Genomic DNA, 24,075 nt, shown 5'->3' with positions numbered 1-24,075 from the left:
TTGATGATTATTCGTCTGTACTTGAGGGGCAAAATGGCTAATTGGCTGAATCAACTACAATCTCTTCTTGGGCAAAAAGGATCCTCCACGTCATCTTCTGGCGAGCAAGGGCTGAGTAAACTTCTGGTTCCAGGCGCGTTAGGCGGTCTGGCAGGATTACTGGTTGCCAACAAATCTTCACGTAAATTACTGAGTAAATACGGCACCAGCGCGCTTCTGGTGGGCGGCGGCGCGGTTGCCGGTACCGTATTATGGAACAAATACAAAGATAAAGTTCGCGCTGCGCATCAGGATGAGCCGCAGTTCGGCGTACAAAGCTCACCGCTGGATGAGCGAACCGAGCGTCTGATCCTGGCGCTGGTTTTTGCGGCGAAAAGCGACGGTCATATTGATGCTAAAGAACGAGTGGCCATTGAGCAGCAGCTTCGTGAAGCGGGCGTGGAAGAGCAGGGCCGCGTTCTGATTGAAAGAGCCATTGAACAACCGTTAGATCCCCAGCGCCTGGCGCAAGGGATCCGCAACGAAGAAGAAGCGCTAGAAATTTACTTCCTGAGCTGTGCGGCGATTGATATCGACCACTTTATGGAGCGTAGCTATCTCAATGCGCTGGGCGATGCGTTGAAGATCCCGCAGGATGTTCGTGAAGGTATTGAACAGGATCTCAAAGAACAAAAACAGGCTTTACCGGGTTAATTACTTACCGCTAAGGTGCATGTTTCGCTTGCATCATTGCTGTCTTTTGCCACCCTTATAGGATGTTTAAGCAAAAGAACAATGACATGCTACCAAAAGCTTCTCGTATTCCCCACGCCATGACGCAGCATGGCGATACTCGTGTTGATAATTATTACTGGCTGCGAGATGACACCCGCTCGCAGCCAGAAGTGCTGGATTATCTGCAACAAGAAAATGCGTATGGCCGCCAGGTTATGGCCTCGCAGCAGGCTTTGCAGGATCGCGTCCTGAAAGAGATTATCGACCGTATCCCGCCTCAGGATGCTTCCGCCCCCTATGTGAAGAATGGTTATCGCTACCGGCATATTTATGAACCGGGGTGCGAATATGCTATTTATCAGCGTCAGTCTGCCCTCAGTGAAGAGTGGGATGATTGGGATACTCTGTTGGATGGGAACCAGCGCGCGGCACACAGCGAGTTTTATACGCTGGGAGGACTGGCGATATCTCCGGATAACACCATCATGGCGCTGGCGGAAGATTATCTCTCTCGCCGGCAATATGGCGTGCGTTTTCGCAACCTGCAAAGCGGCAACTGGTATCCGGAAGTGCTGGAAAACGTCGAAGCGGATCTGGTCTGGGCGAATGATTCTCAGACTTTCTATTACGTGCGCAAGCACGAAACAACGTTATTGCCGTATCAGGTGTGGCGACATATGGTCGGCTCGCCATCGTCACTGGATGAGCTGGTGTATGAAGAAGCCGATGATATGTTTTATGTCAGCCTGCATAAAACCACCTCGCTACACTATGTGGTTATTCATATCGCCAGCGCGACCACCAGTGAGGTTTTACTGCTTGACGCAGAACTGGCGGATGCCGAACCGTTGGTCTTTTTAGCGCGACGCAAAGACCATGAATACAGTCTCGATCACTATCAACACAATTTTTATCTGCGCTCCAACCGTCAGGGGAAAAATTTCGGCCTGTATCGTACCCGCGTTCGTGATGAGCAAGCCTGGGAGACGCTGATCCCTGCGCGCGACAACGTGATGCTCGAGGGCTTTACGCTATTCACTGACTGGCTGGTGGTAGAAGAGCGTCAGCGGGGCTTAACCAGCCTACGACAGATTAATCGTAAAACGCGCGAAGTGGTCGGGATCGCCTTTGACGATCCGGCTTATGTGACCTGGCTTGCCTATAATCCAGAGCCGGAGACATCGCGTCTGCGCTATGGCTATTCCTCCATGACCACCCCGGACACGTTGTTTGAACTGGATATGGACACCGGGGAACGTCGTGTGCTTAAGCAGACGGAGGTCCCCGGATTTGATGCGGCGAATTACCGTAGCGAACACCTATGGATAACTGCGCGTGATGGCACCGAGGTTCCGGTTTCGCTGGTTTATCATCAAAAGTATTTCCTGAAAGGAAAAAATCCGTTACTGGTTTATGGCTATGGCTCATATGGCGCCAGCATGGATGCCGATTTCAGCAGCAGCCGTTTGAGCTTACTGGATCGCGGCTTTGTTTATGCTATTGCCCATGTGCGTGGTGGTGGTGAATTAGGACAACAGTGGTACGAGGACGGTAAGTTTCTGCACAAGAAAAATACTTTTAATGATTACCTCGACGTCTGTGATGCGTTGCTAAAAATGGGCTATGGCGCGCCTGAGTTATGTTATGGCATGGGCGGAAGCGCCGGAGGCATGTTAATGGGCGTCGCCATTAATGAACGCCCGGAACGCTTCCATGGTGTTATTGCTCAGGTGCCGTTTGTCGATGTGGTAACCACAATGCTCGATGAATCAATTCCCCTGACGACCGGTGAGTTTGAAGAGTGGGGTAATCCGCAGGACGAAGAGTATTACACCTATATGAAAAGCTACAGCCCGTATGACAATGTAACCGCGCAGGCATACCCACATCTGCTGGTCACGACGGGATTACACGATTCCCAGGTGCAATACTGGGAGCCAGCAAAATGGGTGGCAAAACTGCGTGAGCTGAAAACGGACGATCGTTTGCTGCTACTTTGCACGGATATGGATTCCGGACACGGCGGTAAATCCGGGCGTTTTAAATCTTACGAAGGCGTGGCCCTTGAGTACGCTTTTTTGATTGGACTGGCGCAGGGAACACTGCCTGCTCAGGCGTGATCCAAATAGTGTTTTAGCGTTAATCGCAGTTCCGGGCTCATATTGTCAAGGTTATTAAATAACCAGCGCAGATAGCCCGGATCGCGTTCAGCCACTTCTGATACCGGTTTTCCGCGGTACTTACCAAAAGTGAAAGTAGTGAGTAACGCGGGACGGCCGGTAATATCGACCATTTGATCGGCTGTCCAGCCTGACGTTTGCATGATGTCGATCAGCAGTGCCGCAGTGATGTAGCAATCGTACAGGGCGCGGTGATGGTGGAGACCCGCTGGCGTCTGGACGCTCAGCTTGCGCGATTTATACAGCGCCATGTTGCTGTATTTGATCCCCGGCCACAACCGACGGGAGAGCTTCATGGTGCAAATCCATTCCCCGGGCATGTCGGGCAATACGCGGCGGTCAAAGCTGGCATTGTGCGCAACGTACCATTCGCTACCGTAATACTGCGGGATGACGTCTTCAATCCATGGCTTATCGGCCACCATTGCTTCAGTAATGCGATGGATAGCCATCGCCTGTGGGCTGATGGGGCGGTCAGGGCGTACCAGGTGGCTCATGGGGTTGACTATTTTTCCATCAACCACGTCGACAGAAGCAATTTCAACAATGCCTCCCTGTAGACCACAGGTTTCTGTATCTATTATGCGCAACATGCCATGCTCCTGACCCAAAACGACTAGCGTAATGGAATGATATCACCTTGCCAACCCCGTGGCGTGCGTTGGCCGGTTAACAGCAACGAACCGCTGTCTGCGCGAACAATCAATCGACCTCGTTCATCCCATAACGCACTGCTACCCCGCGCATTGGCCATTAATACCGCGATGGCGAATTTATGTGAGAAACTTTGTAGACGAGATGTAGAGGAGAGCAGTTCCGGTTCACTGACTGACTGGCAGCTGGTGAACAGCGAATAAGCCGGGTCGATATCAATGCCTTCCGGTTGGCTATCTACAACGCTGATGGCATTTCGCTGTCTGGCAATACAAGCCCCGTGGCTCTGATGGAAGGTTAATGGCGAAGTCATCCAGGGAGAGAAAAGCGCAATGCCTTTCACGAACCGGTTGTTATGTTCTACCGGTAGTCCCGCAATTATCGTCATGCGATAAGTCGCGGCGGCATGTGCGAGAGGTTCTAACAGCGCTTCATCGGGTGGGGCAGGAAGCGCGTCATTCTCATCAACACAACCCAGCAATGAGAGGGAAGGGAAGACCAGCAATTCACATTGGCATTGAGCTGCCGCATGAATGAATTGCAGGTGATGCGCGACATGTTCGGTAACTGAGGTGTGAAGAGGTTCGTATTGTGCTGCTGCGATTTTCCAGTATGACATAATGATTTCCTTTTCATAGTGTCTACAACCATCCTTAATGTGTGGATTAAGAATATGCTTATACTGTAGCAGGCGTCATGTAAGGAATCGTAACGTAATATAAGTTTTATTTAACTTTAGGCTCGTATGGTAAACGTGAAAGCGAAACGGATGCCAGGCGGTGCGCAATGAGTCTTTCGCGGAACCAGTCGCGTAAATGCTCTGGCTGTTCGCGTTCAACAACTTCTGCAACAACGGGCATATTGTATCGCTCCTTAAATGCCACTCCAGCCGCAGCCAGATCGACATTGACCTTGTCCATTTCCGCTTGCTCAAGTTTGGCCAGATTGATGTTCATGGGCTTCTCCTTTTCTCTGTCTTTCGGCGCGCAAAGTTACTAAGAGTGTGCGTTAATGGCAAGACAGAAATGATGATTCTCGACTCGACCATTGTAGAAGGTTATTCTCTACAGGTTAGACATAACAAAAAGGAATAGTTGAAATGGCTTCATCTGCATCTATGCTTCGCAACGCGCTCATCGTACTCGCCAGCGTCCTGGCAACACCTGCGGCATTGGCGCATGCCCACCTCACAAAACAAAGTCCGGCGGCTAACGCTGAAGTTGCGGCATCTCCTCAGGCGTTGACGCTGAATTTTTCTGAAGGCGTAGAGCCGGGATTCAGCGGCGCAACGCTGACCGGTCCTAACAAAGAACAGATCAAAACGGGCAAGGCAACGCGCAGTGAGCAGGACAAAACGCAGCTGATTGTTCCGCTTGATCAAACGCTTGAAGCAGGAAAATATACGGTCGACTGGCACGTTGTCTCCGTGGATGGTCACAAGACGAAGGGGCAATATACCTTTAGCGTGAAATAACCAATGCTGGCATTTACCTGGGTTGCGCTACGGTTTATCCATTTTACAGCTTTGATGCTGGTGTTTGGCTGTGCGCTTTATGGCGCATGGCTGGCCCCCGTTTCGGTTCGTCGTTTAATGATGCGTCGTTTTTTACGTCTGCAACGGCATGCTGCAACGTGGAGCTTTATCAGCGCGACGCTGATGCTGGCGATTCAGGGTGGGTTAATGGGCTCAGGCTGGCGGGATGTTGTCTCTCCAGATGTTTGGCTCGCCGTGTTGCAAACGCAATTTGGCGGCGTCTGGTTATGGCAGATTATCCTCGCGTTGGTCACGCTGGTGGTGACCATCATGGTGCCGCGCAGTATGCCGCGACTGCTGTTAATGCTGACAATTGCGCAGTTTATTTTGCTGGCTGGCGTCGGACATGCGACGCTGCACAGCGGTATCCCTGGCGCAATCCAGCAGGTTAACCACGCCTTACATTTGGTATGCGCTGCCGCCTGGTTCGGCGGTTTGCTGCCGGTACTTTACTGTATGCGAATGGCGCAAGGTCGCTGGCGGGAACAGGCCATCAGTACCATGATGCGCTTCTCACGCTATGGGCATCTTTTCGTTATCGGTGTTTTACTAACCGGTATTATGAATGCGCTGTTTATTGTCGGTTTTTCTGTTCCCTGGCACATGGCTTACGGTCGACTGCTTTTGTTAAAAGGTGCCCTGGTCATGTTAATGGTGGCGATTGCGCTGGTGAATCGGTATGTTCTGGTACCACGCATGCGGCAGGATAACCGCGGCATGACTCTCTATTTTATTTGGATGACCAAGCTGGAATGGGGTATAGGAGCCGTTGTGCTGGCGATTGTCAGCCTGTTTGCAACCCTTGAACCTTTCTGATTGATGGACTGGCGAAACGCATGAAAAAAATCATTATCTCTTTATTACTCCTGGCAAGCTCCGGAGCCGCGCTGGCTGCGCCGCAGGTCATTACCGTCAGCCGTTTTGAGGTTGGCAAAGATAAGTGGGCGTTTAATCGGGAAGAGGTGATGCTGACCTGCCGTCCAGGTAACGCGCTGTATGTCATCAATCCCAGTACGCTGGTGCAATACCCGTTGAATGATGTCGCCAGACAGCAGGTAGAGAGCGGAAAAACCACGGCAAAGCCGATCGAGATTATCCAGATCGATGATCCTGCGAAACCGGGCGAAAAAATGAGCCTGGCACCGTTTGTAGAGCGTGCAGAAAAGCTCTGCTAATTGTCAGATGTAGCGCTCTGATTTCCAATAAAAAACCGCAAGGATCTCGCAGGAGAACTTGCGGTTTTTGCGTTTGGATGCGTAACAAACGTCCTTTTTTTCCGGCCACTTTAGTCGCGGACTGGAAAACCTGGCGCTGTCATCTATTCTTAAATGGCAGGGTAACTTAGCCTGCATTAATGCCAACTTTTAGCGCACGGCTCTCTCCCAAGAGCCATTTCCCTGGACCGAATACAGGAATCGTATTCGGTCTCTTTTTATGTGCTTGTTTTCGTAAGGTTTTTTCGGTGCTATCACGAAATCCCACGAAAATTACTCGAAATTTCCATATCCTGTCTAAACCATAACATATTCTGCACCGCGTGCGTCCAGGTATTTTTTGGTCATTGTTAAATTTTTATGCCCCAGCAGTCTCTGTGCGAAATCCTCTCCGCGCTCTCTTTCATAGAGTCTGCTCGCCAAGCTCCTGATCTCATGGAACGGGGGAGGGTTGGGGCCAAACTTTAACTCTGTGGAATCCCTGATATCAGAAAATGCTTGGGTGATTCCGTCCGGGGTTAACGGACCTGGCTTCCTGCCGCCACGCCTTACCGCAGAATAAAGCATGAAGTCTGACGGGTTGTTTTTACGACAACGGTCGATAATATCCTGCAGCACCAAATCAGCAGAGTCCAGTCGCAAATCAAGTGGCAACGCCAATTTGTGACCTGTCTTTTCCTGCGTCACAAACAACCTTCCATCCCTGATATCGCTGAATCTGAACAACGATACGTCCTCTCTTCTCTGCCCGGTGACCAGCGCCAGGTCACATGCATTTGCAGCCCATCCAGAATGAGCGGTTGCGGCATCCCTTATTATCTCAAACTGCTCGAGTAAAAGACGCTCACGCTTAACTTTTGGCGTCGGCGTTCTTGTCGGCTCTGCCGGGTTCCTTTCAATATGTCCCTCGACGATCGCCTCCCTGAAAATATCCAACAATACCGAACGCAGGCCTGAGGCCATACTCTTCTTATCGCAGAGTATGTAACTCTCCAGGAAAGTAGATACATCCTTCGTGCTGACCGACGATAGCGGCATACGTCCGAATTCATCACTGATAGTGGCGATCTGATTGCGCCTGACCTTCATCGTGTTGGGCTTCAATTCTCTTCGCTCAAGAATTACTTCGTAGCGCTCGAGCCACGCTTTAACCGTAAACGTTGGTGTTTCCTTTATGCGGTCAAGCAGCGCTGACGGAAGGTAATTTTGGTCGATGTAGTTGTTGGCCTCGATGGCCTGAGAAATGGCGTCCTTTCTGTCGATCCGGCCAAGAGATAATTCTTGACCGGTAATCGGGTTTCGCCAGCTATAAAGCCTGTCTCTTTTACGATAGGTCAGGTTACGGGGCAGGTTAGCGTCGTAACGTACTGGCCTTTTCGCCATGAGTCAGTCTCTCCAGTAGAGTGCCGCCAGTTGGCAGCGCTAAGCGTTTTGATTTGGGACGAAGGTTCTTTTTGCTCGGATCCACATAGATGGCGTCAGGCTGAACCTTATATTCTTTTCCGTGAAGTTCCGGAGCAGGGTAAATGCGCCCCTCCCGCGCCCAGCGGCGAAGTGTTGAAAGAGACGGCGGGGTTGAATAAGTCGAATTCGCCCATTCCTGCAGATTAAGAAGCTTGGCCATACTACCTCCGGATCCGGCAACTCATTATAGAGCTGCCGGAAAACTGTTAATGAAATATCGTTATCAAGAAACCTGACCCGGCAGTGCGCGCAGCCGGCGCATACCTGTCATCGCCGTGGCCACGTAGCTGGCCTTGCGGTTCACTACTTCTACCCAGACCTTCACGCCTTCAACTCTCACCGTGTACGTCTCTTTCATCTTGCTACGCCCGTAGTCGCCGTAGCGTTGCTGGTGGGTAGCCAGTGCGATGTCGCATGCCTGGCGTGCTAATGGGGATTGCTGATTTCCGCGGTTAATTAGTCGCATGGTCACCGCCTTCTGGGTTGGATGGTTGACGGAAAACCGCTCGGGATGGCGACCAGTCGCAATATGCATCGGTTTCGGTATGCCCGAAAATTGCCTTACAGCGCCGGATATGGGCGCAGTCGCCGCAGGTCTTACCCTTCGGGAGTTGCATTTTATCGGGGTCTGCCGGGTTATAATTTAGCTCAGTCATTCCAGGCCTCCAGCTCGTTCTGGATTTCCTCGTCGATCTCGTCATTGGTGGCGTCTTCGTTTAGATAGTCGCGCGCCTCTTTAAGATACTGTTCTCGGCGTTCGTGGTACCAGGCAGAGAACTCCGGTGACCAGCCGCGACCATTACCTTGAAAATCAACCAGAGCGTTGTCCTCAGCCATACGCTCAACCATGCAGTCGGCAGTTGTCAGGGCGTATTCCCGGATGTAACCGCGAAGGTGGTGTTTGCGCCACCAAGGACTTACTTTCGAATCGCAACGTCCTTTGAACTCAATTTCCCAGCGGCGGATGCAGCGTGCGTTTAAAGATTTACTCATCTCGTTACCGGGAGGGTTCGCCCTCCCGCCTCCCTTAGGCCACGTATTCCGGTTTCATATCCGCCAAGGTGATGCTGAACTGATCGTGCAGTTCGTCGCCCAGATGACGTTTCGCCGTTGCAAGAACTCGCTCAACTTCCCCAAACCGTTCAGCTGCATCCGGTTCATCCGGAGACGGCAGGGAGTTTATCGCGGCTTCAACCTTGTTACGTGAATCAACCAGGTAGTAGCGCTTCACTGCCTTATTCTTCAGCTCGGTGAACAGGGCAGATCCGAGCGTGGCCTTCGCGCTTTCGATATCAGCACGCAGTGCTTTGGCGCTATCAACATCCTGTGCTGCCTCGATGCGCTCGCGGAAATCATCGGCAAGAGCGTCGATATTTACCGACGATTCGTGTGCGCTTTGCGTAGTTGTGACGGTGTCACCTGCGATATCCGCCAGGCTAACGCGTTGCGGCGCCGGGTTAATCTCCTTCTCTGTGCGCTGCTCGACTTCATCCGGGGTATAAACGCCGAGAACGACCGCAGGGCAGTACAGTCGCGCCCAGTATTTAAGGGCCAGATATGCGATCTGCTGTTTCGGGTTCGAAATCCACAGTGGAGAGTTACGTGTAATCACGCTGGAGAGGAATACCGGTTCGCCCCAGGTAATCTCACTTTCGCCGCGAATGACGGCACCCACACGAACCGACAGGCCTTGCTCGTCGGCGCTGTTCCAGCCCCGTACCATTTCTTTCTTGTCGTAAGTTCCACCGCCTTTTGCAGGCTTCTTCACGATCTCTTCGCGGCTGCTGGCGCATTTCGACCAGTCGCCTTCGTACTCATAGTGAAAGCGGCCAACGATGGCGTTAGAGCTGGAGATCACCGCGTTTACCAACTGCGCTTCATAGCCCAGCACACCGTTGACCAGGTGCGTTTTCTGCGCCACTGCGTAAGGGTTCATGCCCCATTGCATGGCCTGCATGATGATTGCCATGCAGTCGGCAGGATTCCCGCGAAGATGCTCGGGAACCGTGACGGCAGCCTGTGCCATCAGGCCCGCCACCGACTGAAGCTGCGTTAATGCTTGAACATTAAAAATGGCGTTGCTGGCGGAAATAGTGTTCGGAGCCTGTTGCTCTGCAGTTACGATATTCATGTTTTCCATCATCGTTCCCCTTATGCCTGAGTACGCAGCGCTTCAAGGCGGCGCAGGTCGAAGTCGTTCAGTTCGTCGGTGTAATCAGCGGTGATGGGCGCTGGCCATTCGCCAGTGTCAAAGCCGGTAGCGATAGCACGCATTGATTTACGGTACTCAAGCATGCCCAGCTCCAGCAGTTCGGCGGATGCTTCGATGATGGCGATCCAGTGGTAGTTCTCGTCTTTGTTGACGAAAATCCAGAAGAACTGGTCCAGTGCTGCGGTCTCGCAATACATGGCGGCGCTCAGGTGATAGTCACGGTCGATGATTTCCCGGTGCAGTTTGGCGCGCAGGCCTTCCTGCTTAATGTTCCACATGCTGATAGTTTTCAGGTCGGCACCGATGCGCACTCCGTCCAGGTCGATCTCAAGGTCTGGACGAACGCGGACTTCCAGACCGGTTTCATCGTCAAAGCCAAAATAGCTGACCTCAACGGCGCGACTTGGGTGCTGGAGCAGCATCCCGGCGGTTGGGTGCTGTAGCAGGGCTTTCTGAATGGCCAGTGCGGTGCTCAGTTGCTGGCGGGTGACCAGTACTTTCCCTTGCGGATTCTCGCGCCACGCATCCAGCAGTTCGTCGGCAAAGACAGCGCCTGGATTAACAGACTTCACGGCCTGAATCAGATCCGCTTTGGTACCGGACACTTTCAGCGGCTGCGGCTTCTGCGCTTCCTGCGCGACCAGGTCGGGATTGATGATTGCCAGCTGCTCGAGTAACGCATCACGGCTACCGCTGGTTTTCACCTGAGCAGGCAGAGTGGCGTTGTATTCCTTGATGCAGGCTTTCATCGCCGCTGCGGTCTGCTTCTGGTCCGCTTCGATCCGCTGGTACTCTTCGGGCAGAGACATGTAGCTCTGGCCAGTTTCCTCGACTGAACCACCCAGTGGCACCTGAGCAGGCAGAGTGGCGTTGTATTCTTCCAGCAACGCTTTGATGTCGTCGGCGCTCAGCTGCGCCGGCAGGCCTGCGTTGTACTCATCAATAAACGCGCGGATTGTTGCCGTTGTGGTGAACGCGCCTTCCGGGATCACCGGTTCAACGCTGAACTCTTCATCGAGCTGCTCTGGCTGCAACGCAAGGCCGTGCACCAGGTTACCCATGTCCAGCACAGGAGAACGCTCTTTGGTGATCGTTTTGGCAACGTGGCGCGCGTTGAAGTACATCAGGCTCACGCGGGCATCTTTCACCTGGGTGCTGCTGATCCCGTTCGCTGCGTGATAAACCTCGTTCGGCAGACCTTCATAGCGGCCTGGCTCAAAGTAAGCAGGGTAAACAACAGCCGGTTCGTCAGATTGAGCTTCTGGCTCGGTTTGATTCACTTTTTTGGCGTTTTGGTGCGCAGATTCATCATTCTGATGCGCATTTTCCGGTTTTTGTTTCACATCGGCCTGCTGGCCGGTATGTGACTCTTCACCAGTTTCCAGACTGCTTTCGCCTGACTGCACTTCATCACCAGTCTGTTCTTCATCACTGACAGTTTCTTCCATCTGCACATCGCTGGTGGCTTCCTCATTAAGTGGTGAACGGTCATCTGTTTTTGGTTGTTGATCACCCATCAGGCTTTCTATGGAGAAAATTCCAGCGCCAAGATTCTCAACTCGAGGTTGATCCTGACTGTTTGGTTCCTGCGCGCCAGCTACTGGCAACGGCAGCAACTCAGTTGCTGAATTGAACTCAGCTGTCATGGTCTGGTTAACGAACTCCAGATGTGCAACTGGCGTCAGGTGAATATTTTCCGGCGCGATGCGCACCAGATTGAAGATGGCAGCGCGGTTTACCGACAGAACGCCAGGCTGATTGCGCAGGATGCTGCTCCATGATTTCCATGGTTGTTCTTTGTTGGCCACTATCTCTTTGGCGCGGCGGTGGATGCTGCCCGGGATTTCAAGATGGTTAAAGTCCATTGGGAGCAGGGCGCAGGCAATCTCTAAATCCAGAGTATCCAGCGTGTGGTAAGCATTTTCGCCACGGTCAGTGACATATCCGCCGTCGGCGTTGGTACCGGAATCGGTGCGCTGAACATTGCTGATGCGGTTACCGGCGGTCCATTCGCGCGCCAGGATGCCACGGTCGATGTAATCAGTGTTGAACCACACCGTCAGGAACTGGATAACTGTTGCCAGTTCCGGTTTTTTACCGTCGACAGGGAAGGCTTTCTTAACGGCATTCACGACTTTATGGATATCGTGCTCAATGGCTTTTTTGAATGCTTCCACATTCTCAGCAGCCAGCAGCAGGTTTTGGGCGTACGCGTTATCAGTGTCCATCTCAAGGCGGACAATCTCGTTTTTCTGACCAGCGTCGACGTGATAGAGATATTCACCATCACCGATGAACTGAGCCAGTACGCGCTGACGGAATGGCAGGGTGGCAACGACGATCAGGTTCGGCTGCTCTGACTGCTGAGATTCTTCTGCGGTGCTGTCTTCAATATCTGCGTCGTCGACAGACTCATCTTCAGTCTGTTGTTTAACATTCCAGGTGCGCTGGTCTTCGGCCAGTTCATAACGATCACACCAAGTGAAATCAACTTCACCTTCTTCCGGAAGGTCATCAACAACCGGGAAATCAGTGCGAATCGGTTTGGCGTAGTCCTTACCGCGACCCGTTTCGATGCCAGCATCTTCCAGTGCAACATCCAGCTGCAGGTTGGCGCGAGCCTCGGTTTTAGCAGTGAACCAAATCACTGCATCTTGCTTTCCGGATTTCTGAGTGGCTTTAACCACATTAAAGAATTCCATGTGAGATCCTCATTTTTGGGTGTTAGAATCCCCGGACCATTGATAGCGCCCATTGGGTGTCTTATTTGGTTTGCTATAAATTCCGGTGTAACTTTGGTCGGTGGCACCGGACGTAGATCCCGCCTTGCGCGGGGTGTACGTTAGCCTTCGTGAGCCATCTGGTCGTGCGAAGCGCAACGTCTGGAACAGTACTCTTTCTCTTTGCGCGCCAGCAGTGAGCCGTTGCGATAGAGAAGGGTGCTTTTGATTACCTCTTCCGGTTTAACCGGTTTGCTGCAATAACCGCATTTCTTGTCTTGCATGACACTCTACGTTAATGGCTGAGGCCATTCCCCAGACCGTTCAGATAAACTTCAACCAGCAAATCCCTGGTGTAAGTCATCTCAACGCCGCGATGCAGATACAAACGACCACGAGCATTAGCTGATGCCGTCCAGGTTGAATCCTTGTGTTTGACGAGCATTCCAGGCTGAACTGCGCCGCGGTTTACCGTCTGTGTACCGTAGTGCTGATGAACCATGATGTTCTCCACTATTGCTGAGTGAACTTCGCTGGTGGTGCCGTGACGCTGATCTTCACAGTTGAGCGTTTTAACTCTGCAGTTCACCACCGCGAAACCCACTCTTATGTGCCTGTCTTTTATCCACTTCAGGCTCGGTGGTATGCTGGTAGTTCTCACACAGCCAGCAAGGAATTCAAAAATGAAAAATAATATTGATATAACCCAACTCGCATTTCAGTTTCTTCACCACAATCCACCCCAAAATAGTTGCAATGAAGCTGAGTTTCTTTGCGAAGTTCAAAGGTTAAGGGCCAGATTTGCCGACCTTCTCGAACTTAGTCCTTCTGAACTTGAGCGTGAGGCGAAGGCTCACCCTTCAAACGAGTGGAGGCACTTCTAATTAACTCCCTTACCCCAGCAACGATTGCTCTGCCGGTTGTTGCTGCGGCTTCTTTAATTTGATCTTCCGGCTTGCCATTCAAAACCATCTCTTCAATCACTCGAGAAATGGTAGGGTGAAATTTATCCACCACATGAGTTGCAAACTGTTCATTAGCTAGCACGCCATCAAAAATAATGGTTTCTTCGGCTTTTTTTGGGGCTTCGAGCGATGCCTTTCTTGTTGAGCATTCGATTTTGGCGTTAAAGGCAGGTTCAAGCACTTTTATAGCCTGTGTAATGCGGGCCTCAGTACCTGCGTTTGGCTTAATCTGCTGCAAGCGTTTGGCGTCTTCCAGCAACAATGCGATTACGTGTTTTAACTCTTCCATCTCACAGCTCCTGTGCTTTGCCCTTGTCGCCAGGCTGGCGGAACGTTTGAACTTGATGCGCTTAGTGTTTCGCGATGGGGTAAGAATAACTATAGTTATCGATATTGTCCATAACTTAACTTATAAAAATGGGAATTGAGTTATATATGCCTAATAACAAAGGGAATTTAATTTTATAAAAATGGGGTATGGATAGCAGAAGTGGATTTATTGCTTTAGGATGGCGAAGGAGAAACCGGCCATGAGGCCGGTTATGTTATTGCTTCTTGCGGAAATTTTCGTCGTTTTTTACGTACTCAAAAGAATCAAGAACTAATCCCGATATCCTCAAAATATCCTCAGGATTATCCATGTAAATCCTTGAAGCATCGCAGGTTAATCCTGCTCTAGAGATTTCATTAATTGTTATGTCATTCAAATCTATAGGTAGTTGGATCGATGATTTCGATTTCTTATCATAGTAGCGAACTATCCAGCGGTTCGTTTTACCCTGGAAGAGAACACCGAAGTACGATGCAGTGTCTTTGTATTGAATGTCGTGCTCAAATCCAATGATTGATACGATTTTATCAAAGAGCTGCCTTTCGTTATGAGTAGTAACAATATTAGGATTATCTGGGTCTACAACATCCGCTTGTGCATCAGACTTTTCTTGTTCGTTCTCGTCATGAACTTCATCGTGCAAGGATTCTGTTGGGTTTTTTCCAGATAGCCCAGAAACTACCATGGCACTTACTGATAATTCTACTGCTTGTTTAACTAATGGTGTTATCGACTCAAGAAATCTTTGGTTCAATTGTCTTTCTACATTAGATCTGCTTGCTACATATCTAACAAATTCCTGGTCAACTTCTCGAAGGCTTGAACTTATTGTTTTAGTAAAAGCGGAAAGGTATACGCTTTCTTCTGCGAGGGTTCTTAAGGCTTCGGGCTTGAACTTGTCATGTCTAAATCTAAACAGTTGCTCAGCATCAGCGTCTGTAGCTTCATCCATTCTTATTTTTAAGAATGGAGTGGGGTCCATAATATTTTTCTCTTTTAGGTCAGTAAAAAATCTCCACTCAACTCCATTGGTTATGGCTGAGATTGTTACCTCTGGGGTTGAGTTAAAATATCTTGATAACTGCGGGCAGTGATTATCAATTTTTTCTTTATAGGCTTTGGCTTCAATGAACATGACTGGAATCCCTTGACAAAACAGGGCATAGTCAACCCGCTCATTAGCTTTCACCCCAGGAAAATCAGCACCATATTCAGCTTTTACTTTTTGTGGATCGTATGGACTAAAACCGAGAATATCCAAAAATGGTAAAATTAGTGCCTGCTTTGTTGTTTCTTCAGTAGTGCAATGCAGTCCAACGTTTTTAACATGATCACTATGAAGCTTTAACCTGTTTTTAAATGCATCCATTTGGGGTGTCCCATATCTGTGTTAATAGTCTAAAACTGACCACCAAAAAACCCTGCCTATAATTTCTATGTCTCCTAGATTTTTATCCTCAGATGGATACTCAGCACTGTTGTAACTGCGAATGCTGATCATCTCGGGTCCTGTGCGATAAAGCAGTTTAATTCTTTTCCACCCATCTTCGTTGATGGCATACATTTTCCCATCAACGATTTTTTTATCTTTTGTGTTTACAGCGACCGTAGTGCCATCAGGAATATTGGGTTCCATACTATTTCCTCTCGCAGGGAAACATAGAACACCTGAGCCATCAGTGTTAGCACCTACCTTGCGCAGAGTCGCTTTCGAAAACCTCAGTTTAAAACCGTTGTAATCCTCGTCAGAAACCCTGCCGTCACCACAAGCAAACTCTATATCTCTCAAAAAGGGGATCTCCACTTCATCTTCAGGAAGCGGTGTGTTTCTGTCCCATGAGTCAATTTTCCCCCACTCTTTCTCTGGTGGGGTGTTGTCTTCATGACGCATCGGACCACTTCCTGCGCTCAGCCATTCAGGTCTGACGCTTAGCGCACGCGAAAGCTCAACCATCTTACGGCTGCCATTTGTCTTTCCTGATGTCATTTTTTGAATCGCCGGTTGTGAGAGTCCAACACGTTCAGCTAGCTGCCCTTGGGACAAGCCTGCTGCGGTCATAGCGGCGATTAATCGTTCTGCGAAGGTTTTCATGTCGTCAATTTATAACCGTGGTTATAGAAAGTAAAATAACAAATATTATGGACTACTGGCATAACTTAGGTTATCTTTTCATTGTTAATCACCATTCGAGGAATGATTTATGAATTTAGTTATTTACAAGGCACTGGAAATCGTGGGGAGTCAGCAAAGGCTTGCTGACGCCTGTGGAGTTTCTCAACCAGCCGTTCATAAGTGGTTGAACGGAGGATCTGTATCCCCAAAGCACGTTCTATCAATCGTCAAGGCTACTAATGGTGAGGTCAAAGCCCATGAAATCAGGCCTGACTTATCCGATTTATTTCCACATTAAGCCGTCTGACCGGCGGCGCTAACCTTCAGGGGGCTGCAAATGCAATCACTTACGTTTTACCAGGATACAGGAGTACCGCAACAAGCGGTGATAAATCGCGCTCAACCCTATAAGGGACCGTGTCACGAAGATATTCGAGATGCCGTTCGCTCATGGGCGGGTGTAGATGGTCAGGATGTCGTTTCTGCACTGATCATCGAAGAGTACCGGGCGCAGGGAGGTGACGAGATCAATTTCCCCGATGATCTCAGTCGGCAGCGTCAGAAGCTTTTCCGCTTCCTGGACAACCATTTCAACAGTGAAAGATACCGCGAGAACGTCCGCCAGCTGACTCCGGCAATTCTTGCTGTTCTGCCGCTCGAGTTCCGCAGTCGCCTGCTGCCAGAAGGCAACATCATGGCTCGCCTGGCACGTATGGAGAAGGAAACCAGCGAAGCGAAGATAGCTGTCGCGATGGATGCGCCACGGCATCAGAAGCTGAAAGAGTTGAGCGAGGGGATAGTAGAGATGTACCGCGTTGACCCTGGGTTAACCGGTCCACTGATGGAGATGGTGCAGATGATGCTGGGGGCTATATGACCGGTTCAAAAATGGCGAAAGCCGCGGTGCTCGAACACCAACGGCTTTCTGGTGCAATTCATTGCGAAATCATTGCGGGGTAAGTATGTCAGCAACCAGTACCAAGGTAAATATCCAGCCAACCCATAAGTGCTCTTTTTGCGGAAAGACGAATGTCGAAATTGCTGGCGTTCTCGTCGTTGGGGATGGCGTCTCAATCTGTCAGGAATGCGTTTTTTTGTGCGTCGAGATCGTCTTTAAGCACTCCGCCAGAACTGACGAACCGACAGTAATTTAAGCATTCAGGGGTTTTTATGCGTGATTACGGCAAGGTGCATACATCTTTTTGGATAAGCGATGGAATGCGTCGGGTTTCTGATGATGCCCGTTTGCTCGCGCTGTATCTGCTCACGGGGCAACACACGAACATGATTGGTTGTTTTCGACTGCCTGATGGATACGTTTCGGAAGACCTCAACTGGACATCTGAAAGGGTTGCGAAAGGGTTTGATGAGCTATCTATGAACGGTTTTGCAACGCGTGATTTTGCCTCGAAATGGGTCCTTATTCGGAACTTCATGAGCTGGAACCCAGTTGAGAACCCTAATCAGGGTATAGCGGCTATGCGTTTGTTTTCTCAAGTGCCGGATAAATCTTCGGTGAAGCCAGAACTGGCGCGGGTTATGGCTGATGCGATAGCTCACATTGGTGGCTTGAAGCTAAAGGGTTCAGAAAGGGTTCTTGAACCGTTCCTTAACCAGGAACAGGAACAGGAACAGGAACAGGAACAGGAAGAAGAAAACACTTTGGGGCATGGCTACGCCACACCCCCAGAGAGTGATGATTCTTCCGATGATGAGACGCCACCAAAAAAAAATGCCTATCCGGATGACTTCGAGCAGGCGTGGTCGATTTATCCAAAACGCGCTGGAGGAAATAGCAAGGCCGACGCCTGCAAAGCCTGGAACGCCAGAGTTAACTCAGGAGCTACAGCTCAGGAGTTGCTCAACGGTACACAGCGATATGCCGACTTCGTGAAAGCTACGGGGAAACTTAACACCGAGTACGTGAAACAGGCCGCAACGTTCTTTGGCCCCTCTAAGCACTACGAGGAAGCCTGGGAAGTGACTGCATCGTCAGGTATGCGGGATCTGAATACGATTTCCCGACCAGATAACACCATTCCACCAGGGTTCAGGGGGTAGCGATGAAAAACATGATTGGTACTGGCAGCGCTCTTGAGCGCCTGAAAAAACTCATTCCGCCAGGCGTACAGCCGAAGTTCACCAGCGCAGCAGAACTGCTGGCGTGGCAGCGTGAAGAAGGCCTGAAACATTGCGAAGAGCTGGGAAAGCGGAATCAGAAAGCGCGCACAGAGAAAATCTTCGGTCGATCTGGTATCCAGAGCCTGCACCGCAGCTGCACGTTCGCCAACTACGAAGTATCCGGTGAGCAACAGCGCAAGGCCTACACCATGGCGAAAAGCTACGCACAGAACTTTGGGGCTGGCTTTGCGAGCTTCGTGTTCAGTGGCGGGCCTGGTACCGGTAAAAACCATCTGGCAGCAGCGATCGGAAATCATCTCCTGTCCGGTGGCCAATCAGTGCTGGTGGTGACAATCCCTGACCTGATGCTGCGTGTTCGCGAGTGTTACGACGGTGGCCAGTCAGAGGCTTCACTTCTGGATGACCTCTGCAAAGTTGATCTGCTGGTGTTGGATGAAGTCGGTATTCAGCGCGGTAGCAACGGGGAGAAAGTTATCCTGAATCAGGTTATCGACCGTCGGCTGTCGTCGATGCGTCCAGTTGGCGTTCTGACGAATCTGAACCATGACGAACTTCTCGGCGCATTGGGTGCGCGGGTTATCGATCGCCTCCAGATGGATGGCGGGATGTGGGTGAACTTTGACTGGGGCAGCTATCGCAAGAACGTTAGCCATCTCCGGATCGTTAAATAACCTCGAGGGAAAATCACTATGGCAAGCAAATCACTGTGGGCAATCGTCGATTTCCTTCGGGTTAACCAGACCATCACGCCTCGTCAGGTCCAGAGCCTGCTGGGATGTGACTGCAAGAAGGCACACAACCTGCTGCTTCACCTGGTACGCAGAGCGGTAGTAATCCGCACTGGCGAGCCGCACCGCCCGGTCTATTCACTTCAGCCTGGCGGGGAGCTGAACATCAAGCAGCTCAAATCGAACATGAGCGAAAACATGGTCACATCAGTATGCCGCACAAGTCCGGCTATGCAGCGTGTACTGGCGTTTTACGGGAGAGCATCAGCATGAAACCAGATGTTAAAAAAATCATCGCCGATATCAAGGCGACAAAAGGGAACCGCAAATTTTGTAATGGCCTGGCTGGCACACTCCAGGATGATAATTATGCGTCATCGATTTGCAAATACGTTAAAACCGTAACGCCGGAAAGAATCGATCTCCTGATTGAATACACTGAAAACCTTGAAGCTGAAGTCACAGACATGGCAGTACAGCTCGCTAACGCCGAGAGCAAGTGCAGGGAGCTGGCGGCGGGTCACTGGCCTCGTTTGCAGGAGCAAGATATCAACGCCTTGATGCGTTTCAATGAAACATGCGAAGACGGGGAAGGGTATGACATTGGCGCAGAAGCGATGGCGCGACTTGTTGAAATAGGGCTGGCAGGTAAAGGTCCTCATGGAATCCGCAATATCACTCCATTCGGTCAGTGGGTAATTAACGCCAGGGAAGGTGAAGTGGATTTGGAGCCGTTGAAAACCGAAGAAGACAACATTGCAGAATCAGCTTTGCGAATGGCTCAACTTAGAACTGGAGCAGCCCAATGACAGCACTCAACAAACAGGCGCTGCGTGAAGCGGCGCAAGGAGCAGAGCTATGATTCCAGCATCAGAATGCGCCGCTGCGAGATTGATTAATTTCTACATTAACGACGCTTCTCGTGAGTGCATCGAGGGGCGAAGAGCCTATCTATGTCAATGCCTTTTGCCCCGGCTGAAAGACGGCCTTTCTTCAATGCAAGCATGGAAAGAAAAAACTGATGACGACATAGAGCTTATTGGCATCTATCAAAAAGGCGTTGATTTTTTAACTGAGGAACTAAAGCAGGGGATGGAACGATGAACTTAACAGAGGGGCAGTTGCTTTTCCGTCTTCAAGAATTTCACGGGGCGGAACAGGAGGCTTTAGGAATCGGTGATTATGAATTTGCACAGGAAAGCGCGGATATTGCTTGTGCGCTCCGAGAGCTTCTGCAAGCACGACGAGCAATTGATGATCTTAATGCGGTCGTTGGGCAACGCAACGGAGAATGCGTTCGGCTTCATTCTCTACTGGAAGCCGCAGAGAAGCGCATGGCAGAACTGGAGGCAAAGTTAGCTAATCCCGTTTTGTTGCCAAAAACAAACGGCTACTGGAATGAGCAAGAAAAAGCGCATGAAGAAGCCATTACGCTCGCCAAGCGGTAGATTCGGCTGGCGGGATTCCGGTGCGAGGGAGCAGAAAAATGAAAAAAAAGTGTGTAATTTTTATGTGGTAAGCCAAAAAAGTGTGTAAAATGTTGGTTGTGATGTGATGGAGGATTATACTTATGATGAATAAAAACTTAATATATATGCTTTCAAAGATTCAGTTTGGGCGCATACCTAATACCACTTTTCTTTCAGCATCAGATTATATACTTGAAGCTTTGAGGAAGGAGTATCCTATTGTATTGCCTAAAAAAAATGTACAGACATTTAAGATAGAGTTCAAGGGAGCGGGTATCCCGGAAATGATTCAGGAAGAAGATCCTGTTTTGACATTGGTTTCGGCCAATAAAGAATGGGCAATTCGTATAACGCCTGAGCATATCATATTACATACAAAAAATTATGATTGTTTTGATGATTTTGAAAAGAGAATGAAAAAGCTTTTATCTTCTCTTCAGGAAGCTCTGGGCATATCGCATTTTTCTTTTATAGGGATGAGATTTTTAAATAAGTTTCCACATTCAGCTGACTTATCGAATGAATTTGGTATTAATCGAACTGAATTCTTACAGCCTATAATTGATGGTTATAATAGGGGAGGAAGCAATCTTTCTTCTAGGTACGAAGATATGGAGAAAAGATATTTCTTGAGTATAAATAGCGGTGTCGTTATCAATGGCCCTAAAATTACACCAGAACTTGCAGAACTTGCTTCTGACATATTAAATCCAGTTGATATTGATGCTGGGGTTGTAGCACATGTCGATATAGATTCATTTTATTTTTTAGAAGATAGGATGGAAGAGTTTAATCTTGACGTTATATCAAATAAACTCAATGAGTTAAGAGTTGCATCTAATGCAATATTCAAACACATAGTATTATAGGAGGTTAGTATGACTGGTTTCGTTACAAGCGGGATAAAAATCGGTACCGGACCATTTTTGCCGGCTAGTTCTGCGCAATCATACAAGACAACCAACAATACTATTGAGGCGCGAAAAAATTTAGGCACTGTCGTTGGTAAGGCCCTTTTAGGTGTTTTCGCTTTATCTAGTTTATTAAATGTTGGTTCAATGACTGGAGCATCTCCTGTTGAAATTAAACCAATTGTAAGAAACTATAATTCTTCATCGAAAATTGATGTAAAAAAAGAACCAAGTGCCATCGAAAAAAGCAATGCTTTACAGAAGGGATTCAACTTTAACGTATCTCAATGGGCTTCGTTACTTAAGGTGGAAAGAAAAACGATTTACAATTGGAATGGTAAAAAAGAAACTAGAATAAAAAATGCAACCATATCAAGAATAAATGCATTTGAAGCTTTCTATAAGGAAATGGATATAAGCCACGCGCCATATCTGAAGAAATTTATTTTTGGGAAAATGGGTAATGAGGGGATTAGAACGGCGTTCTATGAAGAACCATTAGATCTTAATAAAATGGTCGATGCGTATTATGACATTTATGCGCAGATTGAAGGGTATTCGGTTAGAGCCAGATTGGCCTAGGGAAGGTGCGAACAAGTTCCTGATATGAGATCATCATATTCATCCGGAGCGCATCCCAGAGGGACATCATGAGCCATCAACTCACCTTCGCCGATAGTGAATTCAGCACTAAGCGCCGTCAGACCCGAAAAGAGATTTTCCTCTCCCGCATGGAGCAGATTCTGCCATGGCAGAATATGACCGCTGTCATCGAGCCGTTTTATCCCAAGGCGGGCAATGGCCGACGGCCCTATCCGCTGGAGACCATGCTGCGTATTCACTGCATGCAGCATTGGTACAACCTGAGCGACGGTGCCATGGAAGATGCCCTGTACGAAATCGCCTCCATGCGCCTGTTTGCCCGATTATCCCTGGATAGCGCCCTGCCGGATCGCACCACCATCATGAATTTCCGCCACCTGCTCGAGCAGCATCAACTGGCCCGTCAATTGTTCAAGACCATCAATCGCTGGCTGGCCGAAGCAGGCGTCATGATGACCCAAGGCACTTTGGTGGATGCCACCATCATTGAGGCACCCAGCTCTACCAAGAACAAAGAGCAGCAACGCGATCCGGAGATGCATCAGACCAAGAAAGGCAATCAGTGGCACTTTGGCATGAAGGCCCACATTGGTGTCGATGCCAAGAGTGGCCTGACCCACAGCCTAGTCACCACCGCGGCCAACGAGCATGACCTCAATCAGCTGGGTAATCTGCTTCATGGAGAGGAGCAATTTGTCTCAGCCGATGCCGGCTACCAAGGAGCGCCACAGCGCGAGGAGCTGGCCGAGGTGGATGTGGACTGGCTGATCGCCGAGCGTCCCGGCAGGGTAAAAACCTTGAAGCAGCATCCGCGCAAGAACAAAACGGCCATCAACATCGAATACATGAAAGCCAGCATCCGTGCCAGGGTGGAGCACCCGTTTCGCATCATCAAGCGGCAGTTCGGCTTCGTGAAAGCCAGATACAAAGGGCTGCTGAAAAACGATAACCAACTGGCGATGTTATTCACCCTGGCCAACCTGTTTCGGGTGGACCAAATGATACGTCAGTGGGAGAGATCTCAGTAAAAACCGGAAATAACGCCAGAAATGGTGGAAAAAATAGCCTAAATAGGCTGATTCGATGTGTTTGCGGGAAAAAAATCGGCCCAGATCCGCGAAATTTTAATCAGCGAGTCAGCTTGGGAAGAAATGACCTGCTTATTCGCACCTTCCCTAGTAATTGGAGGGTTAAGGGATGTCAGGGTTAAATCGAGAGGAGTTAATCAAGGCGGGATGGATGAGAGGATCATTCGTGAGTCTCTTTAATCATCCCGCACTCTTAGCCACATTACCTGAAAAACTAGCATCATTATATACCGAGAAAGATGCAGTTTTGATTCCGGTATTATATGAATGTGCTTTGATCGATATGGACTTCGAAAGAGAACATTGGGTGCAAGTAGTGATAGGTACCCCATGTGACGAACGTTCGGAGTTTAAGAATGCCAGAAACCCTCGCAGATTATGTTTGCCATATTTTGTTGATGGTGAAGATAATGTCAAGTGGATGGAGATTTCTTCGCTTGGATTCGCCCAAATAGAAAGAGAGTTTCTCTTAAAAAATAGCACCCCAAATTTGAAGTTAAAGTGGGGTCCCTTGGCTTTAGAGTGCCTTCTTAATTGGATCAGCGGGCGATTTAACCAGGCTACTTTTCCAGATGCATTTAACAGGAGAATTGCCAGCAAGGATAAGTTGTTGAAAAAAATGTGGAAAAGTGATGATTATGTTAATTGTTGCTCAGGTGTGCACTTTGCCCTCTCAACTGACGAAGAGTTAGATGATGAGATAAAATATAATCTGTCAATAGTGCTAACCATTCCTGAAAGTTTTCGAGGGCGTGAATTAGCTCAGGTTATGAAAAATAATGTACCTGCAATGGTTGAAAGAATAAAAGGGATATTTTCTTCAATGGAGGGCGTTGTTTTGGAAAGTATAAACACTCTCCCCGAGGGGGAGTTCACAAAGAGTCTAGAACGTCAATTTAAACGTTATTCTCTAGAGTACTATACATACAACGATGCAGGTGCAGAAGGTGCGTTACCTGCTGGCTTTTTCGGCAGTTAACTCAGAGCATAATAATTTATCAACTGTAGTCTTCATTTTTTATTTAAATTTATA

The 24,075-nt window shown here is 49.3% G+C and carries 34 protein-coding genes and 1 pseudogene; 20 read left to right on the top strand and 15 right to left on the bottom strand.

Annotated features, from left to right (window positions below; genetic code table 11):
* The first annotated feature begins 33 nt into the window (after positions 1-33).
* Positions 34-693, top strand: coding sequence for a tellurite resistance TerB family protein (locus C2U43_RS15015; protein WP_103285412.1), 660 nt, complete (start codon positions 34-36; stop codon positions 691-693).
* An 86-nt stretch (positions 694-779) separates the two neighbouring features.
* Complete coding sequence (ptrB, locus tag C2U43_RS15010) at positions 780-2,834, top strand: oligopeptidase B (protein ID WP_172979250.1); 2,055 nt, start codon at positions 780-782, stop codon at positions 2,832-2,834.
* Here ptrB and exoX read toward each other — a convergent pair.
* The 3 genes from exoX to C2U43_RS14995 all read right to left on the bottom strand — a co-directional run bounded on the left by exoX (position 2,825) and on the right by C2U43_RS14995 (position 4,504).
* Complete coding sequence (gene exoX / locus C2U43_RS15005) at positions 2,825-3,487, bottom strand: exodeoxyribonuclease X (RefSeq protein ID WP_003833802.1); 663 nt, start codon at positions 3,485-3,487, stop codon at positions 2,825-2,827. The two genes, ptrB and exoX, sit on opposite strands and share 10 nt — an antisense overlap.
* A 23-nt stretch (positions 3,488-3,510) precedes the next feature.
* Positions 3,511-4,167 carry a carbon-nitrogen hydrolase family protein gene (locus C2U43_RS15000; RefSeq protein ID WP_008785043.1) on the bottom strand — a complete coding sequence of 219 codons (657 nt, stop codon included), beginning with the start codon at positions 4,165-4,167 and terminating at the stop codon, positions 3,511-3,513.
* Between the two features lie 106 nt (positions 4,168-4,273).
* Positions 4,274-4,504, bottom strand: a complete 231-nt coding sequence (locus C2U43_RS14995) for a DNA polymerase III subunit theta (RefSeq protein ID WP_003034925.1) — start codon at positions 4,502-4,504, stop codon at positions 4,274-4,276.
* A gap of 143 nt (positions 4,505-4,647) precedes the next feature.
* On the opposite strand from C2U43_RS14995, the gene yobA reads away from it, so the two are divergent.
* The 3 genes from yobA to C2U43_RS14980 are packed head-to-tail and all read left to right on the top strand — an operon-like array spanning position 4,648 to position 6,257.
* The gene (gene yobA / locus C2U43_RS14990) at positions 4,648-5,022 is read left to right on the top strand and encodes a CopC domain-containing protein YobA (RefSeq protein WP_103285410.1); all 375 of its coding nucleotides are present in this window, start codon (positions 4,648-4,650) and stop codon (positions 5,020-5,022) included.
* Between the two features lie 3 nt (positions 5,023-5,025).
* Positions 5,026-5,898, top strand: coding sequence for a copper homeostasis membrane protein CopD (gene copD, locus C2U43_RS14985; RefSeq protein WP_032943772.1), 873 nt, complete (start codon positions 5,026-5,028; stop codon positions 5,896-5,898).
* A 20-nt stretch (positions 5,899-5,918) separates the two neighbouring features.
* The gene (locus C2U43_RS14980; protein ID WP_003833793.1) at positions 5,919-6,257 is read left to right on the top strand and encodes a YebY family protein; all 339 of its coding nucleotides are present in this window, start codon (positions 5,919-5,921) and stop codon (positions 6,255-6,257) included.
* A 336-nt stretch (positions 6,258-6,593) separates the two neighbouring features.
* Here C2U43_RS14980 and C2U43_RS14975 read toward each other — a convergent pair whose 3' ends face one another.
* The 9 genes from C2U43_RS14975 to C2U43_RS14940 form a co-directional block, all read right to left on the bottom strand.
* The gene (locus C2U43_RS14975) at positions 6,594-7,679 is read right to left on the bottom strand and encodes a tyrosine-type recombinase/integrase (RefSeq protein ID WP_103285409.1); all 1,086 of its coding nucleotides are present in this window, start codon (positions 7,677-7,679) and stop codon (positions 6,594-6,596) included.
* Complete coding sequence (locus C2U43_RS14970; RefSeq protein WP_032170291.1) at positions 7,648-7,920, bottom strand: excisionase; 273 nt, start codon at positions 7,918-7,920, stop codon at positions 7,648-7,650. The genes C2U43_RS14975 and C2U43_RS14970 overlap by 32 nt, the downstream gene beginning before the upstream one ends.
* Before the next feature lie 63 nt (positions 7,921-7,983).
* Positions 7,984-8,226, bottom strand: coding sequence for a DUF4060 family protein (locus C2U43_RS14965; RefSeq protein WP_001237028.1), 243 nt, complete (start codon positions 8,224-8,226; stop codon positions 7,984-7,986).
* Entirely contained in the window at positions 8,213-8,416 is a 204-nt protein-coding gene (locus C2U43_RS14960) for a hypothetical protein (RefSeq protein ID WP_103285408.1), read from the bottom strand. Before C2U43_RS14960 ends, C2U43_RS14965 begins: the two co-directional genes overlap by 14 nt.
* Complete coding sequence (locus C2U43_RS14955; protein ID WP_103285407.1) at positions 8,409-8,753, bottom strand: hypothetical protein; 345 nt, start codon at positions 8,751-8,753, stop codon at positions 8,409-8,411. Before C2U43_RS14955 ends, C2U43_RS14960 begins: the two co-directional genes overlap by 8 nt.
* Positions 8,754-8,787: 34 nt before the next feature.
* Positions 8,788-9,900: a RecT family recombinase gene (locus tag C2U43_RS14950; RefSeq protein ID WP_103285406.1), complete on the bottom strand. Its 1,113-nt coding sequence runs from the start codon at positions 9,898-9,900 to the stop codon at positions 8,788-8,790.
* Between the two features lie 11 nt (positions 9,901-9,911).
* Positions 9,912-12,674, bottom strand: coding sequence for a RecE family exodeoxyribonuclease (locus tag C2U43_RS14945; protein ID WP_103285405.1), 2,763 nt, complete (start codon positions 12,672-12,674; stop codon positions 9,912-9,914).
* Between the two features lie 140 nt (positions 12,675-12,814).
* Positions 12,815-12,976: a YdaE family protein gene (locus tag C2U43_RS29595; protein WP_057064861.1), complete on the bottom strand. Its 162-nt coding sequence runs from the start codon at positions 12,974-12,976 to the stop codon at positions 12,815-12,817.
* A gap of 11 nt (positions 12,977-12,987) precedes the next feature.
* Positions 12,988-13,194 (bottom strand): hypothetical protein, encoded by a 207-nt coding sequence (locus tag C2U43_RS14940; RefSeq protein WP_016156718.1) that lies wholly within the window; start codon positions 13,192-13,194, stop codon positions 12,988-12,990.
* Positions 13,195-13,300: 106 nt separating this feature from the next.
* Between C2U43_RS14940 and C2U43_RS30210 the strand changes: the two genes are divergently transcribed.
* A complete protein-coding gene (locus tag C2U43_RS30210; RefSeq protein ID WP_375290870.1) occupies positions 13,301-13,576 on the top strand; it encodes a YdiH family protein in 276 nt (91 codons plus the stop codon).
* Positions 13,577-13,829: 253 nt separating this feature from the next.
* Here the strand turns inward: C2U43_RS30210 and C2U43_RS29805 are convergent.
* The 3 genes and pseudogenes from C2U43_RS29805 to C2U43_RS14925 all read right to left on the bottom strand — a co-directional run.
* Positions 13,830-13,946, bottom strand: a pseudogene (locus tag C2U43_RS29805) (hypothetical protein); the annotation flags it as partial.
* 256 nt (positions 13,947-14,202) lie between these two features.
* Positions 14,203-15,357, bottom strand: a complete 1,155-nt coding sequence (locus C2U43_RS14930; protein ID WP_103285403.1) for a type I restriction endonuclease — start codon at positions 15,355-15,357, stop codon at positions 14,203-14,205.
* A 21-nt stretch (positions 15,358-15,378) separates the two neighbouring features.
* The gene (locus C2U43_RS14925) at positions 15,379-16,080 is read right to left on the bottom strand and encodes an XRE family transcriptional regulator (RefSeq protein WP_199771085.1); all 702 of its coding nucleotides are present in this window, start codon (positions 16,078-16,080) and stop codon (positions 15,379-15,381) included.
* Positions 16,081-16,189: 109 nt separating this feature from the next.
* Here C2U43_RS14925 and C2U43_RS14920 point away from each other — a divergent pair, with 109 nt between their 5' ends.
* From C2U43_RS14920 to C2U43_RS14855, 14 genes are all read left to right on the top strand, one after another.
* The gene (locus C2U43_RS14920; RefSeq protein WP_099531219.1) at positions 16,190-16,399 is read left to right on the top strand and encodes a transcriptional regulator; all 210 of its coding nucleotides are present in this window, start codon (positions 16,190-16,192) and stop codon (positions 16,397-16,399) included.
* Between the two features lie 39 nt (positions 16,400-16,438).
* Positions 16,439-16,978, top strand: coding sequence for a toxin YdaT domain-containing protein (locus C2U43_RS14915; RefSeq protein WP_103285402.1), 540 nt, complete (start codon positions 16,439-16,441; stop codon positions 16,976-16,978).
* A gap of 85 nt (positions 16,979-17,063) precedes the next feature.
* Positions 17,064-17,255, top strand: a complete 192-nt coding sequence (locus tag C2U43_RS14910; RefSeq protein ID WP_103285401.1) for a ClpX C4-type zinc finger protein — start codon at positions 17,064-17,066, stop codon at positions 17,253-17,255.
* A 16-nt stretch (positions 17,256-17,271) separates the two neighbouring features.
* Positions 17,272-18,162 (top strand): hypothetical protein, encoded by an 891-nt coding sequence (locus C2U43_RS14905; RefSeq protein WP_170972981.1) that lies wholly within the window; start codon positions 17,272-17,274, stop codon positions 18,160-18,162.
* A 2-nt stretch (positions 18,163-18,164) separates the two neighbouring features.
* A complete protein-coding gene (locus tag C2U43_RS14900; protein WP_103285400.1) occupies positions 18,165-18,914 on the top strand; it encodes an ATP-binding protein in 750 nt (249 codons plus the stop codon).
* Between the two features lie 18 nt (positions 18,915-18,932).
* The gene (locus C2U43_RS14895) at positions 18,933-19,244 is read left to right on the top strand and encodes a hypothetical protein (protein ID WP_103285399.1); all 312 of its coding nucleotides are present in this window, start codon (positions 18,933-18,935) and stop codon (positions 19,242-19,244) included.
* On the top strand, positions 19,241-19,780 hold the full coding sequence (locus C2U43_RS29800; protein WP_233899540.1) for a protein regulator of cytokinesis family protein: 540 nt from the start codon (positions 19,241-19,243) through the stop codon (positions 19,778-19,780). The genes C2U43_RS14895 and C2U43_RS29800 overlap by 4 nt, the downstream gene beginning before the upstream one ends.
* Positions 19,781-19,829: 49 nt before the next feature.
* Positions 19,830-20,075 (top strand): hypothetical protein, encoded by a 246-nt coding sequence (locus C2U43_RS14885; protein ID WP_103285398.1) that lies wholly within the window; start codon positions 19,830-19,832, stop codon positions 20,073-20,075.
* Complete coding sequence (locus C2U43_RS14880) at positions 20,072-20,419, top strand: hypothetical protein (protein WP_103285397.1); 348 nt, start codon at positions 20,072-20,074, stop codon at positions 20,417-20,419. The genes C2U43_RS14885 and C2U43_RS14880 overlap by 4 nt, the downstream gene beginning before the upstream one ends.
* Before the next feature lie 122 nt (positions 20,420-20,541).
* Positions 20,542-21,309: a TIGR04255 family protein gene (locus tag C2U43_RS14875; RefSeq protein WP_103285396.1), complete on the top strand. Its 768-nt coding sequence runs from the start codon at positions 20,542-20,544 to the stop codon at positions 21,307-21,309.
* A gap of 9 nt (positions 21,310-21,318) precedes the next feature.
* On the top strand, positions 21,319-21,933 hold the full coding sequence (locus C2U43_RS14870) for a hypothetical protein (RefSeq protein ID WP_103285395.1): 615 nt from the start codon (positions 21,319-21,321) through the stop codon (positions 21,931-21,933).
* Between the two features lie 68 nt (positions 21,934-22,001).
* Positions 22,002-22,982 (top strand): IS5-like element ISKpn26 family transposase, encoded by a 981-nt coding sequence (locus tag C2U43_RS14865; RefSeq protein ID WP_000019450.1) that lies wholly within the window; start codon positions 22,002-22,004, stop codon positions 22,980-22,982.
* The gene (locus tag C2U43_RS30075) at positions 22,964-23,164 is read left to right on the top strand and encodes a hypothetical protein (RefSeq protein WP_327003348.1); all 201 of its coding nucleotides are present in this window, start codon (positions 22,964-22,966) and stop codon (positions 23,162-23,164) included. The genes C2U43_RS14865 and C2U43_RS30075 overlap by 19 nt, the downstream gene beginning before the upstream one ends.
* Complete coding sequence (locus C2U43_RS14855) at positions 23,152-24,021, top strand: hypothetical protein (RefSeq protein ID WP_103285394.1); 870 nt, start codon at positions 23,152-23,154, stop codon at positions 24,019-24,021. Before C2U43_RS30075 ends, C2U43_RS14855 begins: the two co-directional genes overlap by 13 nt.
* Positions 24,022-24,075 lie beyond the last annotated feature (54 nt).

Origin of the sequence: Citrobacter freundii complex sp. CFNIH9 (assembly GCF_002903305.1) — a bacterium.
GTDB classification, from domain to species: domain Bacteria; phylum Pseudomonadota; class Gammaproteobacteria; order Enterobacterales; family Enterobacteriaceae; genus Citrobacter; species Citrobacter portucalensis.
The sequence above is the reverse complement of the archived record's forward strand: the minus strand, read 5'-3'. Positions and strand labels throughout refer to the sequence as shown.

Bases quoted from the DNA above. Each gene is read 5' to 3' on its own strand.
- C2U43_RS14885 (WP_103285398.1), top strand. From the start codon at position 19,830: ATGATTCCAGCATCAGAATGCGCCGCTGCGAGATTGATTAATTTCTAC.
- C2U43_RS14945 (WP_103285405.1), bottom strand. From the start codon at position 12,674: ATGGAATTCTTTAATGTGGTTAAAGCCACTCAGAAATCCGGAAAGCAA.
- C2U43_RS14955 (WP_103285407.1), bottom strand. From the start codon at position 8,753: ATGAGTAAATCTTTAAACGCACGCTGCATCCGCCGCTGGGAAATTGAG.
- C2U43_RS30210 (WP_375290870.1), top strand. From the start codon at position 13,301: ATGTGCCTGTCTTTTATCCACTTCAGGCTCGGTGGTATGCTGGTAGTT.
- C2U43_RS14980 (WP_003833793.1), top strand. From the start codon at position 5,919: ATGAAAAAAATCATTATCTCTTTATTACTCCTGGCAAGCTCCGGAGCC.
- C2U43_RS14915 (WP_103285402.1), top strand. From the start codon at position 16,439: ATGCAATCACTTACGTTTTACCAGGATACAGGAGTACCGCAACAAGCG.
- C2U43_RS14875 (WP_103285396.1), top strand. From the start codon at position 20,542: ATGATGAATAAAAACTTAATATATATGCTTTCAAAGATTCAGTTTGGG.
- copD (WP_032943772.1), top strand. From the start codon at position 5,026: ATGCTGGCATTTACCTGGGTTGCGCTACGGTTTATCCATTTTACAGCT.
- C2U43_RS14950 (WP_103285406.1), bottom strand. From the start codon at position 9,900: ATGGAAAACATGAATATCGTAACTGCAGAGCAACAGGCTCCGAACACT.
- C2U43_RS14880 (WP_103285397.1), top strand. From the start codon at position 20,072: ATGAACTTAACAGAGGGGCAGTTGCTTTTCCGTCTTCAAGAATTTCAC.
- C2U43_RS14975 (WP_103285409.1), bottom strand. From the start codon at position 7,679: ATGGCGAAAAGGCCAGTACGTTACGACGCTAACCTGCCCCGTAACCTG.
- C2U43_RS14960 (WP_103285408.1), bottom strand. From the start codon at position 8,416: ATGACTGAGCTAAATTATAACCCGGCAGACCCCGATAAAATGCAACTC.
- C2U43_RS14930 (WP_103285403.1), bottom strand. From the start codon at position 15,357: ATGGATGCATTTAAAAACAGGTTAAAGCTTCATAGTGATCATGTTAAA.
- C2U43_RS14870 (WP_103285395.1), top strand. From the start codon at position 21,319: ATGACTGGTTTCGTTACAAGCGGGATAAAAATCGGTACCGGACCATTT.
- C2U43_RS14925 (WP_199771085.1), bottom strand. From the start codon at position 16,080: ATGAAAACCTTCGCAGAACGATTAATCGCCGCTATGACCGCAGCAGGC.
- C2U43_RS15015 (WP_103285412.1), top strand. From the start codon at position 34: ATGGCTAATTGGCTGAATCAACTACAATCTCTTCTTGGGCAAAAAGGA.
- C2U43_RS14865 (WP_000019450.1), top strand. From the start codon at position 22,002: ATGAGCCATCAACTCACCTTCGCCGATAGTGAATTCAGCACTAAGCGC.
- C2U43_RS14895 (WP_103285399.1), top strand. From the start codon at position 18,933: ATGGCAAGCAAATCACTGTGGGCAATCGTCGATTTCCTTCGGGTTAAC.
- C2U43_RS14855 (WP_103285394.1), top strand. From the start codon at position 23,152: ATGTCAGGGTTAAATCGAGAGGAGTTAATCAAGGCGGGATGGATGAGA.
- C2U43_RS14900 (WP_103285400.1), top strand. From the start codon at position 18,165: ATGAAAAACATGATTGGTACTGGCAGCGCTCTTGAGCGCCTGAAAAAA.
- C2U43_RS14995 (WP_003034925.1), bottom strand. From the start codon at position 4,504: ATGAACATCAATCTGGCCAAACTTGAGCAAGCGGAAATGGACAAGGTC.
- C2U43_RS14940 (WP_016156718.1), bottom strand. From the start codon at position 13,194: ATGGTTCATCAGCACTACGGTACACAGACGGTAAACCGCGGCGCAGTT.
- C2U43_RS14970 (WP_032170291.1), bottom strand. From the start codon at position 7,920: ATGGCCAAGCTTCTTAATCTGCAGGAATGGGCGAATTCGACTTATTCA.
- ptrB (WP_172979250.1), top strand. From the start codon at position 780: ATGCTACCAAAAGCTTCTCGTATTCCCCACGCCATGACGCAGCATGGC.
- yobA (WP_103285410.1), top strand. From the start codon at position 4,648: ATGGCTTCATCTGCATCTATGCTTCGCAACGCGCTCATCGTACTCGCC.
- C2U43_RS29595 (WP_057064861.1), bottom strand. From the start codon at position 12,976: ATGCAAGACAAGAAATGCGGTTATTGCAGCAAACCGGTTAAACCGGAA.
- C2U43_RS14905 (WP_170972981.1), top strand. From the start codon at position 17,272: ATGCGTGATTACGGCAAGGTGCATACATCTTTTTGGATAAGCGATGGA.
- C2U43_RS14910 (WP_103285401.1), top strand. From the start codon at position 17,064: ATGTCAGCAACCAGTACCAAGGTAAATATCCAGCCAACCCATAAGTGC.
- C2U43_RS14965 (WP_001237028.1), bottom strand. From the start codon at position 8,226: ATGCGACTAATTAACCGCGGAAATCAGCAATCCCCATTAGCACGCCAG.
- C2U43_RS14920 (WP_099531219.1), top strand. From the start codon at position 16,190: ATGAATTTAGTTATTTACAAGGCACTGGAAATCGTGGGGAGTCAGCAA.
- C2U43_RS15000 (WP_008785043.1), bottom strand. From the start codon at position 4,167: ATGTCATACTGGAAAATCGCAGCAGCACAATACGAACCTCTTCACACC.
- C2U43_RS29800 (WP_233899540.1), top strand. From the start codon at position 19,241: ATGAAACCAGATGTTAAAAAAATCATCGCCGATATCAAGGCGACAAAA.
- exoX (WP_003833802.1), bottom strand. From the start codon at position 3,487: ATGTTGCGCATAATAGATACAGAAACCTGTGGTCTACAGGGAGGCATT.